Origin of the sequence: Polaromonas sp. CT11-55, assembly GCF_047303325.1 — a bacterium.
GTDB lineage: Bacteria > Pseudomonadota > Gammaproteobacteria > Burkholderiales > Burkholderiaceae_C > Polaromonas.
This window is the reverse complement of record NZ_JBKBEX010000025.1, coordinates 1-15673: the sequence shown is the minus strand read 5'-3', so window position 1 is coordinate 15673 and position 15673 is coordinate 1. Positions and strand designations below refer to the sequence as shown.

The window sequence follows — 15673 nt, the reverse complement described above, 5'->3', positions numbered from 1 at the left end:
GCCTTCCCGTTAAACAAGTTCGAAAAAAAGCAAAAAACAGGGGAGGCGGCTTTGGGGCCAGTTGTATTCATCATCGTGTCATGGCCCGTGCCATGAGCCCGGGGCTCGCCCTGGCCGGTTTTATCGCGGGCGTGGCCCTGCAATTGCAGCAGCCCGCGCTGTGGCCGTGGCAAGGCTATGCGCTGTGTGCCTTGCTGGCTTTGCTGGCCTTGTTCGCGGGGCGCCTGGCGCGCCATGGGCCCGGCCCTTCCTGGGGCAAGGCGCTGCTGGCGTTCGGCCTGGCGACGCTGCTGGGTTTTGGCTCCACCGGCTGGCGGGCCAGCGTTTTCCAGTCCAGCGCGCTGGAGTCCGCCCTGGAAGGCCGCGACATCGAGGTCACAGGCAGCGTGCCGGCCATGCCGCAGCCCGGTGAGGACGGCCTGCGTTTTCGCCTCGACGTGGAGTCCGCGCGCCTGGACGGCCGCAAGGTGGCCTTGCCGCCGCGCATCCTGCTGGGCTGGTATTCGGGCTTTGCCGGGCGGGAAGCGCGCGCTCCCGCGCAGAACCTGCAGGAAGCTGACCCCTTTGAAGCGGCGCTGGCCCTGCAGCGCCAGCCGCAGCCTTTGCGAGCCGGCGAGCGCTGGCGCATGACGGTGCGGCTCAAAGCGCCACACGGCAACAGCAACCCGCACGGCTTTGACTATGAGCTGTGGCTGTGGGAGCAGGGCCTGCAGGCCACCGGCTATGTGCGTGCCGGCGCGCATGACGCGCCGCCTGAAAAGCTTTCCGGCAGCTGGCAGTACCCGGTCGAGCAGGCCCGGCAGGCGGTGCGCGAGAAAATTTTCGAGCGTGTGGAGAACCGCCAGTGGGCGGGCATCATTGCCGCGTTGGTGGTGGGCGACCAGAACGCCATAGAGCGCGCCGACTGGGATGTGTTCCGCGCCACGGGCGTCGCGCATTTGATGAGTATTTCCGGCCTCCATATCACCATGTTTGCCTGGGCCGCCTCGCTGCTGGTCGGCGGCCTTTGGCGCCGCTCCGCGTTTCTCACGCCCAGGCTGTGCCTGGCCTTGCCGGCCGCCGGTGCCGGCGCACTGGGCGGCCTGCTGCTGGCTACCCTGTATGCGCTGTTTGCCGGCTGGGGCGTGCCCGCGCAGCGCACCCTCCTGATGCTGGCCACCGTGATCCTGCTGCGCCAGGGCGGTCGGCAATGGCCCTGGGCACAGACCTGGCTGCTGGCCATGGCCGTGGTGGTGGCCGTAGACCCCTGGGCCTTGATGCAGGCCGGTTTCTGGCTGTCTTTTGTGGCGGTCGGGGTGCTGTTCGCGACGGATTCCGGTGTCCGTCCTGGCCATGGTGTTCAGGAGCCGGCTTCGCAAGGCGAATGGCGGCATTGGCCGCGCTGGCTGGCCGGCCTGGCCCGCGCCGCGCGTGAGCAATGGGTGGTGACGCTGGCGCTTACGCCCCTGTCGCTGCTGCTGTTCAACCAGGTTTCGCTGGTGGGCCTGCTGGCCAATGCCGTGGCCATTCCCGCCGTGACCTTGCTGATCACGCCGCTGGCCCTGCTGGGCGTGCTGTGGGCGCCGGTCTGGGCCGCGACCGCCGCCTGCGTCAGCCTGCTGGCGCTGTTCCTGCAATGGCTGGCGAGCTGGCCGCTGGCGTCCATCAGCGTGGCCGCGGCGCCGCTGTGGTGCGCCGTCGCTGGTGTGACGGGCGGTAGCTTGCTGGCCACGCGACTACCCTGGCATTGGCGCTTGCTGGGCATTCCGCTGCTGCTGCCCGTGCTGCTGTGGCAGCCCCTGCGGGTCGCGCCTGGGCAGTTTGAGCTGCTGGCGGCCGACATCGGCCAGGGCAATGCGGTGCTGGTGCGCACCGCGGGCCACAGCCTGCTTTATGACGCGGGACCGCGTTTTTCGCGCGAAAGCGATGCCGGCCACCGCGTGCTGGTGCCGCTGCTGCGCGCGCTTGGCGAGCGGCTGGACGTCCTGATGGTCAGCCACCGCGACATAGACCACATAGGCGGGGCGGCCGCGGTGCTGGCCATGCAGCCCGGGGCGCGGCTGCTCAGCTCGATTGAGGACACGCACCCGCTGCAGGCCCTGCGCAAGGCCGAACGCTGCACGGCCGGCCAGCACTGGGAATGGGACGGCGTGCAGTTCGAGCTGCTGCACCCGCCCGCCGCAGCCTACGGCACGCCGGCCAAGCCCAATGCCATGAGCTGCGTGCTGCGCATCTCCAACGGTAGCCGTACGGCCCTGCTGGTGGGCGACATCGAGGCGCCGCAGGAAGCCGCCCTGGCCGCCGGCGATCCGGCCCGCCTCAAGGCCGACTTTCTGCTGGTACCCCACCACGGCAGCAAGACATCGTCGAGCGCGGTATTCCTGGATGCCGTCCAGCCGCAATGGGCCATGGCGCAGGCGGGTTATCGCAACCGCTTCGGCCACCCGGCCGAGCCTGTGGTCGCGCGCTACGAGGCGCGCGGCATCAGCCTTGTCAAATCGGCGACATGCGGGGCGGCGACATGGGACAGCCAGCATGGTGATGCCCTGCGCTGCCAGCGGGAAGAGGGCAAACGCTACTGGCATCATGTACCCGGACGTTAAAAATAGCGCAGGGCAGCGCCGTCTTGGCGCATAACTTGCTAAGCTATATCAAAACAGTGCCCTGCGCATAACTTGCTGGAGATCAAGCCAATGAGCCGACCGATGTTTGATGAAATGAATGCCACGGAATCCAGCGTCCGTGAACACTACCAGGGCTACCAGCGCTGGCTGGCGAAACAGCCGGCCGACGTGATGGAGGCGCGCCGCGCCGAAGCCGAGATGATTTTCCGCCGCGTCGGCATCACCTTTGCCGTCTACGGCGCCAAGGACGAGGACGGCGCCGGCACCGAACGCCTGATCCCGTTTGACCTGATTCCCCGCATCATTCCCGCGCACGAGTGGGCCAGCATGGAAAAAGGCCTGGTCCAGCGTGTCACGGCGCTCAACCGCTTCATCCACGACGTCTACCACGGCCAGGAGATCATCAAGGCCGGCGTCATCCCGTCCGAGCAGATCTTCCAGAACGCGCAGTTCCGCCCCGAGATGATGGGTGTTGACGTTCCCGGCAACATCTATTCGCACATTAGCGGCATCGACATCGTGCGCGCGCCCAATGCACAGGGCGAGGGCGAGTATTACGTGCTCGAAGACAACCTGCGCGTGCCCAGCGGCGTGAGCTACATGCTGGAAGACCGCAAGATGATGATGCGGCTGTTCCCCGAGCTCTTCAGCGAAAACCGCGTCGCGCCGGTCGCGCACTACCCCGACCTGCTGCTGGAAACCCTGCGCGCCATGGCGCCGCCCGCCACGGCCGAGCCCACGGTGGTGGTGCTCACGCCCGGCATGTACAACTCGGCCTACTTCGAGCACGCCTTCCTCGCGCAGCAAATGGGCGTGGAGCTGGTCGAGGGCCAGGACCTCTTCGTCAAGGACAACTTCGTCTATATGCGCACCACGCGCGGCCCGCGCCGCGTCGACGTGATCTACCGCCGCGTCGACGACGACTTCCTGGACCCGCTGGCCTTCCGCCCCAATTCCACGCTGGGCTGCGCGGGCCTGCTCAACGTCTACCGCAGCGGCAACGTCTCGCTGTGCAATGCCATAGGCACGGGCGTGGCCGATGACAAGTCCATCTACCCCTATGTGCCCAAGATGATCGAGTTCTACCTCGGTGAAAAACCCATCCTCAAGAACGTGCCCACCTATATGTGCCGTAACAACGAGGATTTGCAGTACACCCTGGCCAACCTCAAGGACTTGGTCGTCAAGGAAGTGCACGGCGCGGGCGGCTACGGCATGCTGGTCGGCCCGGCCGCCACCAAGGCCGAGATCGAGGAGTTCCGCGCCGCCTTGCTGGCCAACCCCTCGGGCTATATCGCCCAGCCTACGCTGAGCCTTTCCACCTGCCCGACCTATGTTGAAAGCGGCATCGCGCCGCGCCATATCGATTTGCGGCCTTTTGTGCTGAGCGGCAAGGAAGTGCAGATGGTGCCCGGCGGCCTCACGCGCGTGGCGCTCAAAGACGGCTCGCTGGTGGTCAACTCCTCGCAGGGCGGCGGCACCAAGGACACCTGGATTCTGGAAGGTCCGTCATCGCCCGTGGGGTTCCAGTCCCAATCGCAGTCGCAGACCCAAGTCCAAGCGGGAGGAAAATAATCATGTTGTCTCGTACTGCTGACCATCTCTTCTGGATGTCGCGTTACACCGAACGCGCCGAGAACACAGCCCGCATGCTGGACGTCAACTACCAGACCTCGCTGCTGCCGCAGTCGGCCGCCGTGGTGCAGGGCGGCTGGCAAAGCCTGCTGAGCATCAGCGAGCTCAAGCCCTCTTATGCCGCCAAATACGGCGACAGCATCAATCCGCGCGAAGTCATGGACTTCATGGTGCGCGACGAGCAGAACTCCTCGAGCATCGTCTCCTGCCTGAAGAATGCCCGCGAGAACGCCCGCGCCGTGCGCGGCACCCTGACCACCGAAGTCTGGGAAACCCAGAACCAGACCTACCTCGAAGTGATACGCATGCTGCGCAACGGCGACTTCGAGCGCGACCCCGGCCAGTTCTTTGAGTGGGTCAAGTTCCGCTCGCATCTCTCGCGCGGCGTCACGGCCGGCACCATGCTGCAGGACGAGGCTTTCCACTTCCTGCGCCTGGGCACCTTCCTGGAGCGCGCCGACAACACCGCCCGCCTGGTGGACGTGAAATTCCACGCGGTGCAAAACGACTTCCTGGGCAGCGACGGCGAGAAGGACCAGGAGTACGACTTCTACCACTGGAGCGCGATCCTGCGCAGCGTCTCCGGCTTCGAGGTCTACCGCAAGGTGTACCGCGACGTGATCAAGCCCGAGCGTGTGGCCGAGCTGCTGATCCTGCGACCCGACATGCCGCGTTCGCTGTTGGCCTGCCTTAACGAGCTCATGGGCAACCTCGCCATGGTGACCAGCGACACGGCCAGCGAAACCCAGCGCCGCGCCGGCAAGCTGCGCGCCGACCTGCAGTACGCCCGCATCGACGAAATCCTCGCCACCGGCCTGCACGCCTTCCTGACCCAGTTCCTGGACCGCGTCAACGAAATAGGCGCGCACATCAGCCGCGAGTTTCTTGTGCCGGCCACCCACTGAGCACCGCATGTGCCGCACTGCGCGTGGGGGCTAGCCACTCATGAAATTGCACATACGGCACATCACCGACTACCGGTATACCGAGCCACTGCGCTATGCGTTGCAGACGCTGTGGCTCACGCCGCAGTCCGGCCCGGCGCAGACCGTGAACTACTGGAGCCTGGGCGCGCCCGAAAAGCTGTTTACCCAGCGCGACGCCTTCGGCAACACCATCAGCTCCTACACCTTTGTCGGCAGGGACGCCGACAACGTGCGCTGGAGCCTGGTCAATGCGGCGGGCGATGTCGAAACCCTGGGCGTGGCCGAGTTCAATGACGCGGAAACCTTGCCGCACCCGTATTTTTTTCTGCGCGCCACCCACCTGGCCGAGCCGCACTTTGAACTCGCGGAATTCGGCCGCCGCTTTATCCCGCAAAGCCTGGACGGCACCGCCAGCCTGCCCGCCTTGCTGGCCCTGAGCCGGGGCGTGGCCGATGCGGTGAGCTACCGCAAGAACAGCACCAGCGTGACCACCACCGCACTCGAGGCCTTCAAGTCCGGCGCGGGCGTCTGCCAGGACCAGGCCCATGTCATGGTCGCCATCTGCCGCAGCCTGGGCTACCCGGCGCGTTATGTCAGCGGCTACTTCTACGCCGCCAACGAGCCCGACCTGGCCAGCCACGCCTGGTGCGACGTCTGCCTGGACGTCGCCACCCGCCGCTGGGCCAGCATAGACGTGACCCACAGCTGCCTGATTGACCAGCGCCACGTGCGCCTGGCCATGGGCACCGACTACAACGCCTGCCCGCCCATCAAGGGCGTGCGCCAGGGCGGCGGGGAAGAGTCGATGACGGTGGAGATTACGATTGAGCCTGTGTGAGTGGGCATGGGCCAACTCGGGTGCCAGGGAGTTTCATTTTGTCCATCGTCAAACGTTTGCTGCTGGTTCTGTTTGTACTGCTGAGCTGCGTGGCCTGCGATCAGTCCACAAAGATGTACGCCGAGGCCAATCTACCCAAAGCGCAGGCGCTGTCCCTGCTCTCGGATACTGTGCGCTTGCAGGTGGCGCATAACGAAGGCGCCTTCCTCAGCCTGGGGGCTTCCGCCCCACAACCCTGGCGTGTTGCAATATTCCGTGCCGGAGTTGCTGCAATGTTGCTGGCCTTGCTCGCGTACACGCTGCTGGCCAAGTCCAGCCAGGGCTTGTTTGTGTTCGCGCTGGCCCTCATCCTTTCCGGCGGTTCCAGCAACCTGATTGACCGCTTCGTCAATGAGGGCTACGTCGTGGACTTTATCAACCTTGGCGCCGGTTCCCTTCGAACGGGCATATTCAATGTCGCGGACATCGCCATTGTTGTGGGCGCTTTCCTTCTTAGCGTCCAAAGCTGGCGCGGACGGCACAGCAAGGCCTGAGCCTTGCTCCAAACGCAGCGGTCTTGCGTGCCATGCGGCCTGCTTATGTTTGCAAGATGAGGTACGCTTTCAAGATGACCGACATCAAGCCTGCAAACTTTCCCGACGACCTTGAGCACGTCATCGCCATCCTTCGGGAATACATCGCCAGCCCCAGCGTGAGCCTGGCCTTTCAGAACTACGAGGCGGAATTCGCCGCCTTGCCGGGAAAGTACGCCGCGCCTGACGGCCGCCTGTTGCTCGCGTGGAAGGGACAAGCCGTCGTCGGGTGTGCGGCGCTTCGCCGCGTTGATGAAACCACCTGCGAGATGAAGCGCGTCTACGTGCGGCCGGGTGCGAGAGGCGAGAACCTGGGCCGACGTCTCATCGAGCGCATCCTCGATGAAGCGCGCGCCGCGGGCTACTCGCGCATCTGCCTGGATGTGCTGCCCGAGTTCACTGCCGCACAGCGAATTTACGAATCGCTGGGTTTTCAACCCGCGGCGCCCGTCACCTTCAATCCCGTTCCTGGCACCAAGTACCTGGCCCTCGAACTCTCCCCGTCACGGCTTGCGGATGCGGTCTGAACTTTCCGTCGAATGGACATTTCACAGCCGGCTCCGCTGTCTGTGGAGCGCCGCTCATGTCAATCATCGGGCCGCCAAATGACCTGGTCTTGGCCAGACACAATCGACCACCATGCCCAAATCGTTACGCTCACTTGACGATCACGTTCAGGATACGCTCGATGCACGTCGGCGGACTCAGTCCGGTCGATTTCAACCCGCGGCTCCTGGCACAGAGCGCGTTGCCGATGTGATTGCGAGTTCATGCGCGGCGGTCGCGGGGGCGTTCGCCGGGCTGGGTTTTCGGTGGTCCAAAAGCGGACTCCATTTTTCAAGGAAAGTGGGACCATTCACGCACATCGTGTCCTTCCAGGCCGATAGTGCCAATTCCTCTGGGGCCCATGTGGGCGTCGCGCTGCATGCCCGGACGAAATCTGCTGAGCTTGCCAGGTGGCGCGAAGCAAATGGCGTTACCACGGGCGACTATGTATGGGGCACGCAGATCGGATATCTTTCTCAGGCGCATGAGTACCTGAAGTGGCAACTTGTCGATCCCGCCAGGCGGCAAGAGGAAATAGATTCGATGGTGAAAACCATTCATGAATTAGCCATGCCTGCGTTTGATGTTTGTTGCACCAAGGAAACTCTATCGGCGCGTCTTCTGGAACGCCGCGAGATGACCTGGATACCCGACTGGGCGGTAGACATTGCCCTTTGGGTTGGAAACAAAGCAGCAGCTGAAGCGTTGGTCCTCAAGAAACTCGAGTCCCCCCCGGGTATGGCAGCTCAGTTCATTGAGTACTATCGAATCGAGGTTTCAGCCCCCTCATTGTCCAGGCCCGATGATCGAAACCACTGCCTGGCATGGGTTGCAAGAAGGCACGGTCTACAGGTGCCGGGTGTGGTCTAGCATTTGGATAGACGCCGACACGCAACACAATGCGGCTTTTCGCCATATGCAAATTCCAAACAGTGCTAGCCTGTGACCGCAATGCGTTACCCAGAATCAAAACCCCCATGGACCGGCAGCTGCCTTTGCGGGAAGGTGCATTACAAGCTGACCGCGCATCCGCTGACGTTCTACGCGTGTCATTGCACGGACTGCCAGCGGCGCTCCGGCAGTAGCATGCGGCTGGCCATGTGGGTTGACCGTTCGGCGCTGGAAGTCACGCAGGGAAGCCCGCAGCTCCTGACATTTGACATGGGAAATGGGCGCCAACGCAGGGCGAGGGTGTGCATTGATTGCGATACCCGGTTGTGGGCGGAACCGGCCGACAAGCCAACCATGGCGGCGCTGCTACCCGGCACATTGCATAACGCGCGGGAGTTTGAGCCTGTTGCGCACCTTTGGACAAAAAGCGCGCTTTCCTGGGTGATGATTCCACAGGGCGTAGCCGCATACGAAACCCACCCTGATCGCCCGGGGGAACTCACCAGGCTGTGGCAGGAGGCGATGCAACTACGTGGGTCCGGCGATGCAAACTAAGCACAGGTCGGGTCTGCAAATTGCAGCAGGCTGAATTTCCTCGTCCCTCCACACCTCAGCATCAGATTTGAACCCATGACGACAACTGCCCTCCTTATCATCGACGTTCAGACGGCTCTTTGCTTCGGTGAGGGCGGGGCCTTTGAAAGCCAGCGCGTCATCGACAGAATCAACCAGGTGTCTGCCAAGGCCCGTGCCGCAGGCGCTCCCGTCATCCTGATCCAGCACGAAGCGCCGAATGATCCGCTGGAATATGGAACTGAAGGGTGGAAACTCGCCGATGGCCTGGACGTCCAGCCGAGCGATATCCACCTGCGGAAGAAGGCGACCGACTCGTTTCACAACACGGAGCTGCAGACCTTGCTGCAGGAGCGTGGCGTCAAGAAGTTGATCATCTGCGGCTTGCAAAGCGACTTCTGCGTAGACACCACGACCCGGCGGGCCCTGGCGCTCGGTTATCCGGTTACCCTGGTCTCGGACGGCCATTCCACCGTGGACAACGGGATTCTCACCGCGGCACAGATTTCGGCCCACCATACGGCAACCCTGGCAAATATTGAGAGCTTTGGTCCAAGAGTCACTCCGCAGCTTGCGAGTGAGATCGAGGTTACGGCTTGCGCCTGATTTGACTTTTATGCAGCAATCACCCTGGATGCCCATCGCCCGTGCCGAAGCCGGCGTTCGCACATTCCCCGTGGGCCAGAGCAACCCCCGGGTCACCGAATACCACGCGCTCACCAATATCCGCGGCTATGACGACAAGGCCTCGTGGTGTTCTTCCTTCGTGAACTGGGTTTTGGACCAGGCCGGCATTCCCGGTACCGGCTCCGCACTCGCGCGTTCATGGCTGGAGTGGGGCGAGCCGCTGGCAGCGCCCGTGCCCGGCTGCATTGCCGTCCTTTCGCGCGAAGACCCGGGCGGCTGGAAGGGCCATGTCGGTTTTTTTCTTCGCGCGGATGCAGAGTATGTGTATTTGTGGGGCGGCAACCAGCTCGATGAGGTGCGTGAGCATTTTTATCCGCTGGCGGCGGTGCTGGCTTATCGCTGGCCATCGCAAAAGACGGCCTGACTCTTTTGCGATGGGCCGTGTTGGGGCTATATCTTTCATTCTGCTTTCGGTGGGCCGTGACATCTAGGGGAAACCACGGGTCGTTGTGCCAGCAGATTGACAGCTACGCGCATTAAGGTTGGGGACACCACTGACAACAAGGATTCCCCATGAAACGCCGCCATCTCCTGCAAGCCACTTCGATTGCCATCGCCTTGCCCTCGCTGGCCTGGGCCCAGGACAAATACCCGAGCAAGCCCATCACTTTCATCTGCCCTTATTCGGCAGGCGGCAATGCCGACCAGCGCTCACGCCAGATCGGCCGTTTCCTCTCCACGGCGCTGGGCCAGCCGGTGCTCGTGGACAACAAGCCGGGCGCGGGCGGCAACATCGGCACTGACGCGGTGGCCCACGCTAAGCCGGACGGCTATGTCATCGGCATGGGAAATTTCGCGCCGCTCGCTGTCAATCCCACCATGTTCAAGAAGTTGAACTTCGACCCAGCCAAGGACCTTGCGCCGGTTTGCCTGATCGAAAAAGGGCCGCTGGTGCTGATGGTGCCCGCAAGCTCGCCGTTCAAGAGCGTCAAGGACATCATCGCGGCCGCCAAGGCCAGCCCCGGCAAGCTGTCCTTCGCTTCGGGCGGCTTGGGCGGCTCGCACCATTTGTCGGGCGAGATGTTCAAGTCGCTGGCCGGCCTGTCCATCACCCACATTCCCTACAAGGGCGGCGCGCCCGCCACGACCGACCTGATGGGCGGACAGGTGGACATGATGTTTGAGCAGATGTACTCGGCCGCGCCCTCGATCCGCGCCGGAAAGCTGCGCGCGCTGGCCATCACCAGCAAGACGCGCTCGCCGCTGTTTCCCGATCTGCCCACCATGGCCGAGGCCGGCGTGCCGGGCTTCGAGGTGCAGAACTGGCAGGGGCTGATAGCACCGGCAGGCACACCCGCGGCCCTCATCAAGCTGCTCAATGAAACCGTCAACAAGGCGCTCGCCGACCCGACCATCAAGGAGCAGATGCTGGGGCAGGGCAACGAAATCGGTGGCGGTACACCCGAGCAGTTCGCCGCCTTGATCAAGTCGGAGGCTGATCGTTGGGGCAAGCTGGTCAAGAGCGCGAACATCAAGCCTGAGTAGGTGGTTTGCATTGGCTGGGCCGCCGATGATCGCATCTAAAAAATGCTGAATTACCTGGCCCCACTTTTCCTCTGCATCTCATTGCTGCTGCCATCGGCAGCGGGAGCGACTCAAACGCCGGCCGATGAGCCTGCGGTTTACCCCGGAAAGTCGTGGGAGGAGGTCCCTCCCTCGTCCCTGAGTCCCGAATGCCATGCGCAGCTCGACGGGGCACGCGACTACCTGCGGACCCTGGACACAACGTCACTGATGGCGGTGCAGCAGGGGAGGGTGTTGTTCAGCTATGGCCCGACTGACCTCGTCAGCATTTTGTTCTCGGCCCGCAAAAGCATCCTGTCCATGCTTTACGGCAAATATGTGGCGGACGGAACGATTGATCTCGAGAAAACCCTGGCCGATCTTGGTGTCGACGATATAGGCGGGCTCCTGCCCATCGAACGGCAGGCCAGGCTCAGGGATCTGCTGACGGCGCGTTCCGGTGTGTACCATCCGGCCGCCAATGGCGGTGACGACCTTGCGTCTGCCCCGGCGCGGGGCTCGCAAATACCAGGCACGTACTTTCTCTACAACAACTGGGATTTCAACGCCGCCGGCACAGTGTTTGAATCACTGACGGGAAAGAGCATCTACCGCGCATTTGCCGATGACCTCGCCGCCCCCTTGCAACTTGAGGACTTTCACCTGGAACGCCATCGCCGCACCGGCGACCTCACGAAGTCGGAGCACGCCGCCTATCACTTCTTTCTATCCACCCGGGACATGGCGCGCCTGGGCTACCTGATGCTTGAGCAAGGCAGCTGGCGCGGGCAGACACTCATTCCGCAACGCTGGGTTGCCGAGACCACTGCTGCCGTGACCCCTTCCGTGGAGATGCATCCGCCCCGAACGGCCAGACGCCATTTTGCTTACGGCTACCTGTGGTGGGTACTGGAGGAGCCATCGGATTCCCCGCTCCAGGGTGCCTACATGGCGTGGGGCGTGCATGGCCAGTACATTCTTGTCGTGCCCAAGCGCCAGATGGTGATTGCCCACAAGCGCCAGGTCCCCGTCGCGGGCAATTGGGACGTCAGCTGGGTTGCTCCCGGTGATTTTTTGACGGCGGCCAGAACATTGGCGGGGGCGCCCTGCCGTTAAGCGGCCTGTCGCTCGGCCTACTGCCTCACCCGCGCCGCCACTTCCCGCCCCAGCTCAATCACCGCCATTGCGTAGTAGCTGCTCCAGTTGTAGCGCGTGATGGCGTAAAAATTCTCGGTGCCGGCCACGTATTGCGGAGCGTCCTGGCCATTGAGCAGTTCGACCAGGGCGAGCGGCCCCTGGTGCTCAAGGGCCGGGCCTTCGAGCACCGCGCCTTTTTCGGTGAAGCTGGCCACGCTGAAGGTCGGCAGGATGTCGGGCGCCATCAGCGCGTTCATGTCGAGGCGGCTTTTGTCGAAGCTCACGGGATAGTGTGTGGGCATGCCGGGCTTCCAGTTGAAGGCCTTGAAGTAGCTCGCGACGGAGCCGATCACGTCGGCCTTGCTGTTCCAGAGGTCCACCGTCCCGTCGCCGTCGAAGTCGACGGCGTACTTGATCCAGCTGGATGGCATGAACTGCGGCATGCCCATGGCGCCGGCAAAGCTGCCCCGCGCGTCGAAGGGGTTGGCTGCCAGCCGGTTTTGCAGGGTCAGGAATTGCTCGATCTCGCCTTTGAAGAATTCACTGCGCTCTTTGGCACGTGGGTGGTTGGGGGGGAAGTCAAAGGCCAGCGTGGTCAGCGCGTCCATCACGCGAAAGTTGCCGGTGTCGCGGCCGTAAATGGTTTCCACGCCGATGATGCCGACGATGATTTCGGCGGGCACGCCGTATTCCTTTTCGGCGCGCTCCAGCGCCGCCTGGTTCTCCAGCCAGAAGCGCCGGCCGGCTTCGATGCGCACGGGGTCTATGAAGCGGCTCCTGTAGACGCGCCAGTTCTTGACAAAGGTTTTGGTGGGCGGCTGCATGAGGCGCACGACGGTGGCGTTGTAGCGCGACTGGCCGATGGCGTCGCGCACCCAGTCCGGGTCCAGGTCGCGGCGCGCGGCCATGTCGTCGGCGAACTGCATGGCCTCGGGGCGTGTCGAATACAGCGGCCCCTCGGTTTGCGCTGGCGCGGCCACTTTTTTCCGTAAGGGTTTGGCGTCACCGGCCCAGGCGGAACAGGCCAGCGCGGCGATCAGGAAAAAGGCGAATCCGGAACGGTAAAGGGGCATGAGTGGGGTGGTCGGATGAAGTGGGGGAGGCGCGAAGGGACGGCGGAGCCAGTCCCGATTTTACGCAGGCCAGCTCAGCCGGCTGAACTCCTCCCTGAGCGCATGCAACTGCGGCGCCGCCTTGCCCGCACCGGCCGGCGCGGCGGCGTAGCGCTGCTGCTCCAGGCGCAGCAGCCAGTCGGCCAGGGCCTGCGCGGCGCTGCCCGGCTGTTGGCCGTAGCGGGCCAGCACTTCCTGGGCGAGCTGGCGCGGCGAGGTGGCCGGTGTGCTGGGGATGCCGGCCTTGTCCAGCCGGTGGCGCGCGCGCATGAGCAAACGCACCCAGGGGTCGTGCTGGCTGCGGTCCCACCAGCTCCAGGCCGCTCCCAGCAACGCGGCCGCCACCAGGATGGCGATCAGCATATAGCTGAGGTCTTCCCAGCTTGGCGATTCAAAGCCGATGTTTTTCAGCAGGTTGAGCTGCCTGCCTTGGGTGTAGTTGAGCACCCACTGGTTCCAGCTGTTGTTGGTCGCTTCCCAAAAGAGGCGCAGCTGGGTCATGAGCGTCGGGCTGAAAGTGCGCAGGGCCCGCGCGACCGCGCCTTGCGGCGCCTCCAGCCGCTCGAACGCGCCTATGCGCCCCGGGGCGACCACCGAGGTCGGGTCCACACGCACCCAGCCGCGGCCGGCTTCCCAGACTTCGGCCCAGGCATGGGCGCTGCTTTGGCGCACCACCCAGAAGCCGTCCACGGTATTGAATTCGCCGCCCTGGTAGCCGGTGACGATGCGCGCCGGGACGTCCATGGCGCGCATCAGGATGACAAAGGCCGAGGCGATGTGTTCACAAAAGCCCTGCTTGCGGTCGAACCAGAATTCGTCGGCGCTGTGCTGGCCGTAAACGCCGGGCTCCAGCGTGTAGCTGTAGCCGCCGGTGCGCAGGCGGTTCATGACCTCTTCCACGAGCGCGGCGGTGCCGGCGCGCGCCAGGCGTGGCGTGTTGCGTATCTCGTTGGCAAGAGCCTTCGTGCGCGGGTTGAAGCCGGACGGCAGGTCGATGAACTCCTGCAGGCCCGGCGCGCTTTGCAGCGGGCCGTGCTGAAAGCTCGGGTAGCTCTGGGCCTTGTAGCGCAGCAGGTCGTTGATGGGGCGGTTCGCCAGCCATTGCAGGTCGGGCTGCATCACGCCCTGGAAGCCGGACGGCAGCGCAGGGCTCTGGGCCGCCGCCTCCATCACAAACAGCCAGGGCCGGTTGGTGGGCTCCATCGTGACCTCGTAGCTGACCGGCGTGCCGGTGACGGCAAGGTCGGCCGTCACGCCATAGCGCGCGGAGGTGTTCAGGCGCGAGGGCCGCCATTCGCGCCCATCGAAGCTGGCCAGCACAGGGCCGCGAAAGTACATGTCCTGCTTGCGCGGCGGCGCGCCGTCGAACTTGATGCGCAGGGCCACGCTTTCGTCCAGCGCCAGGCTGGCGATGGTGCCGACCTGCATGCTGGAACTCAGGCCGCTGCGCCCGGCCGGCGTGTCGCTGGGCACGCCCCACAGGGGCGCCAGCCGCGGGAACAGCAGGAACAGCACCAGCATGATGGGTGTGCCCAGCAGGGCCATCCAGCCGGCGGTTTTGGCGGCCTGCGACAGCGGCGGCCTGCCGACAGGCATGTGCGCGTTGACCAGCATGGTCAGCAGGCCCAGCAGGCCCAGCAGCATGCTGAGTGCCGTCAACAGCGATTGCGAGTAGAAGAAATTGCTCAGCATGCAAAAGAAGCCGAGGAAAAACACCACAAAGGCATCGCGCCTGGCGCGCAGCTCCAGCGTCTTGAGCGTCAGCAACACCACCAGCAGCGTCACCCCCGCATCGCGTCCCAGCAGCGTGCGGTGCGTGAGCCAGGTCGCGGCCAGGGTGAGCACCATCAACAGCAGCAGCCATCGCTTGCCCGGCAGCGGCCGCGCCTTCACCGCCAGCCAGCCGCGCCACAGCAGCACCGCGCCTGCCAGGGCGCTGCACCAAAGCGGTAGTTCGTTGACCTGGGGTAGTAGGACCCAGGCGATGACTGCCAGCAGGAACAGGGTGTCGCGGGCGTCGCGAGGGAGGGATTGGAGGCGGCTCAGCATGGTGTCTCCGCCGGGTCTTGCTCCGGCTTGCGCGCTCTTGCCCGTTGCATAGGCTTGCTGGCCGGGGTTGCCCGGCGGCAACTCACTTTCTTTTGCTTCGCCAAAAGAAAGTAAGCAAAGAAAAGGCGACCCTGGTGTCTGCGTCCCCTGCGCTTCGCTCCGGGGCAACCTGCGGTGCTCGCTTCAGGCGGGGTCTCGCTAAACTCGCTGCGCTGCGCTTCGCTCAGACAACGCGATCCCTGATCCGCCTGAACCTCCGCTCCTCGGCGCATACACAAGGGATGGAGAAAAGAAATACCGATACCTAAATCAACAAGAACACGCCAAGGCGTGTCCTTGTTTGTATTGATTTTTCTTTGGTATTTGTCTTCTGTCCCCGATCCCGATTGCCCCGTCCTGGCTGGGCCGAGCAGCGCAGACGGAGGAGGGATTAGGGCCGCAGTTGTTTGAGCGAAGCGCAGCGTAGCGAGTTCTGCGGACCCCCTCCGGAGTCGAGCAGCGCAGGTTGCCCGGAGCGAAGCGGAGGGACCCAGACTGCGGGTCGCCTTTTCTTTGCCTACTTTCTTTTGGCGAAGCAAAAGAAAGTAGGTCGCCCGCCGGG

The 15673-nt window shown here is 64.0% G+C and carries 14 protein-coding genes; 12 read left to right on the top strand and 2 right to left on the bottom strand.

All coding sequences use genetic code 11. The features are described 5' to 3' along the window. Window positions 1-92 precede the first annotated feature (92 nt). The 12 genes from ACEN8I_RS19290 (at window position 93) to ACEN8I_RS19235 (ending at window position 11890) form a co-directional block, all read left to right on the top strand. Window positions 93-2582 carry a DNA internalization-related competence protein ComEC/Rec2 gene (locus ACEN8I_RS19290; protein ID WP_413330192.1) on the top strand — a complete coding sequence of 830 codons (2490 nt, stop codon included), beginning with the start codon at window positions 93-95 and terminating at the stop codon, window positions 2580-2582. A 90-nt stretch (window positions 2583-2672) separates the two neighbouring features. Continuing rightward, window positions 2673-4178 (top strand): circularly permuted type 2 ATP-grasp protein, encoded by a 1506-nt coding sequence (locus ACEN8I_RS19285; RefSeq protein ID WP_413330191.1) that lies wholly within the window; start codon window positions 2673-2675, stop codon window positions 4176-4178. A 2-nt stretch (window positions 4179-4180) separates the two neighbouring features. Next, window positions 4181-5143 carry an alpha-E domain-containing protein gene (locus ACEN8I_RS19280; protein ID WP_007867221.1) on the top strand — a complete coding sequence of 321 codons (963 nt, stop codon included), beginning with the start codon at window positions 4181-4183 and terminating at the stop codon, window positions 5141-5143. Between the two features lie 40 nt (window positions 5144-5183). Then, on the top strand, window positions 5184-6002 hold the full coding sequence (locus ACEN8I_RS19275; RefSeq protein WP_413330190.1) for a transglutaminase family protein: 819 nt from the start codon (window positions 5184-5186) through the stop codon (window positions 6000-6002). Window positions 6003-6040: 38 nt separating this feature from the next. Next, window positions 6041-6535: a signal peptidase II gene (lspA, locus tag ACEN8I_RS19270; protein ID WP_413330189.1), complete on the top strand. Its 495-nt coding sequence runs from the start codon at window positions 6041-6043 to the stop codon at window positions 6533-6535. A 74-nt stretch (window positions 6536-6609) separates the two neighbouring features. Continuing rightward, the gene (locus tag ACEN8I_RS19265) at window positions 6610-7101 is read left to right on the top strand and encodes a GNAT family N-acetyltransferase (RefSeq protein ID WP_413330188.1); all 492 of its coding nucleotides are present in this window, start codon (window positions 6610-6612) and stop codon (window positions 7099-7101) included. 112 nt (window positions 7102-7213) lie between these two features. After that, a complete protein-coding gene (locus ACEN8I_RS19260) occupies window positions 7214-7990 on the top strand; it encodes a hypothetical protein (RefSeq protein ID WP_413330187.1) in 777 nt (258 codons plus the stop codon). 81 nt (window positions 7991-8071) lie between these two features. Then, entirely contained in the window at window positions 8072-8566 is a 495-nt protein-coding gene (locus ACEN8I_RS19255; protein ID WP_413330186.1) for a GFA family protein, read from the top strand. A gap of 75 nt (window positions 8567-8641) precedes the next feature. Then, complete coding sequence (locus ACEN8I_RS19250) at window positions 8642-9190, top strand: cysteine hydrolase family protein (RefSeq protein WP_413330185.1); 549 nt, start codon at window positions 8642-8644, stop codon at window positions 9188-9190. Between the two features lie 10 nt (window positions 9191-9200). Beyond that, window positions 9201-9635, top strand: coding sequence for a TIGR02594 family protein (locus ACEN8I_RS19245; protein ID WP_413330184.1), 435 nt, complete (start codon window positions 9201-9203; stop codon window positions 9633-9635). A 149-nt stretch (window positions 9636-9784) separates the two neighbouring features. Continuing rightward, window positions 9785-10756 (top strand): Bug family tripartite tricarboxylate transporter substrate binding protein, encoded by a 972-nt coding sequence (locus ACEN8I_RS19240; protein WP_413330183.1) that lies wholly within the window; start codon window positions 9785-9787, stop codon window positions 10754-10756. Between the two features lie 42 nt (window positions 10757-10798). Further along, entirely contained in the window at window positions 10799-11890 is a 1092-nt protein-coding gene (locus ACEN8I_RS19235) for a serine hydrolase domain-containing protein (RefSeq protein WP_413330182.1), read from the top strand. Between the two features lie 17 nt (window positions 11891-11907). On the opposite strand, the gene mltB is transcribed toward ACEN8I_RS19235, so the two are convergent. Both mltB and ACEN8I_RS19225 read right to left on the bottom strand, forming a co-directional pair. Continuing rightward, entirely contained in the window at window positions 11908-12984 is a 1077-nt protein-coding gene (mltB, locus tag ACEN8I_RS19230) for a lytic murein transglycosylase B (protein WP_413330181.1), read from the bottom strand. Window positions 12985-13044: 60 nt separating this feature from the next. Beyond that, complete coding sequence (locus ACEN8I_RS19225) at window positions 13045-15072, bottom strand: transglutaminaseTgpA domain-containing protein (protein WP_413330180.1); 2028 nt, start codon at window positions 15070-15072, stop codon at window positions 13045-13047. Window positions 15073-15673 lie beyond the last annotated feature (601 nt).

Coding starts and splice junctions, on each gene's coding strand:
- ACEN8I_RS19290 (WP_413330192.1), top strand. CDS start 93: ATGAGCCCGGGGCTCGCCCTGGCCGGTTTTATCGCGGGCGTGGCCCTG.
- ACEN8I_RS19285 (WP_413330191.1), top strand. CDS start 2,673: ATGAGCCGACCGATGTTTGATGAAATGAATGCCACGGAATCCAGCGTC.
- ACEN8I_RS19280 (WP_007867221.1), top strand. CDS start 4,181: ATGTTGTCTCGTACTGCTGACCATCTCTTCTGGATGTCGCGTTACACC.
- ACEN8I_RS19275 (WP_413330190.1), top strand. CDS start 5,184: ATGAAATTGCACATACGGCACATCACCGACTACCGGTATACCGAGCCA.
- ACEN8I_RS19265 (WP_413330188.1), top strand. CDS start 6,610: ATGACCGACATCAAGCCTGCAAACTTTCCCGACGACCTTGAGCACGTC.
- ACEN8I_RS19260 (WP_413330187.1), top strand. CDS start 7,214: ATGCCCAAATCGTTACGCTCACTTGACGATCACGTTCAGGATACGCTC.
- ACEN8I_RS19255 (WP_413330186.1), top strand. CDS start 8,072: ATGCGTTACCCAGAATCAAAACCCCCATGGACCGGCAGCTGCCTTTGC.
- ACEN8I_RS19250 (WP_413330185.1), top strand. CDS start 8,642: ATGACGACAACTGCCCTCCTTATCATCGACGTTCAGACGGCTCTTTGC.
- ACEN8I_RS19245 (WP_413330184.1), top strand. CDS start 9,201: ATGCAGCAATCACCCTGGATGCCCATCGCCCGTGCCGAAGCCGGCGTT.
- ACEN8I_RS19240 (WP_413330183.1), top strand. CDS start 9,785: ATGAAACGCCGCCATCTCCTGCAAGCCACTTCGATTGCCATCGCCTTG.
- ACEN8I_RS19235 (WP_413330182.1), top strand. CDS start 10,799: ATGCTGAATTACCTGGCCCCACTTTTCCTCTGCATCTCATTGCTGCTG.
- mltB (WP_413330181.1), bottom strand. CDS start 12,984: ATGCCCCTTTACCGTTCCGGATTCGCCTTTTTCCTGATCGCCGCGCTG.
- ACEN8I_RS19225 (WP_413330180.1), bottom strand. CDS start 15,072: ATGCTGAGCCGCCTCCAATCCCTCCCTCGCGACGCCCGCGACACCCTG.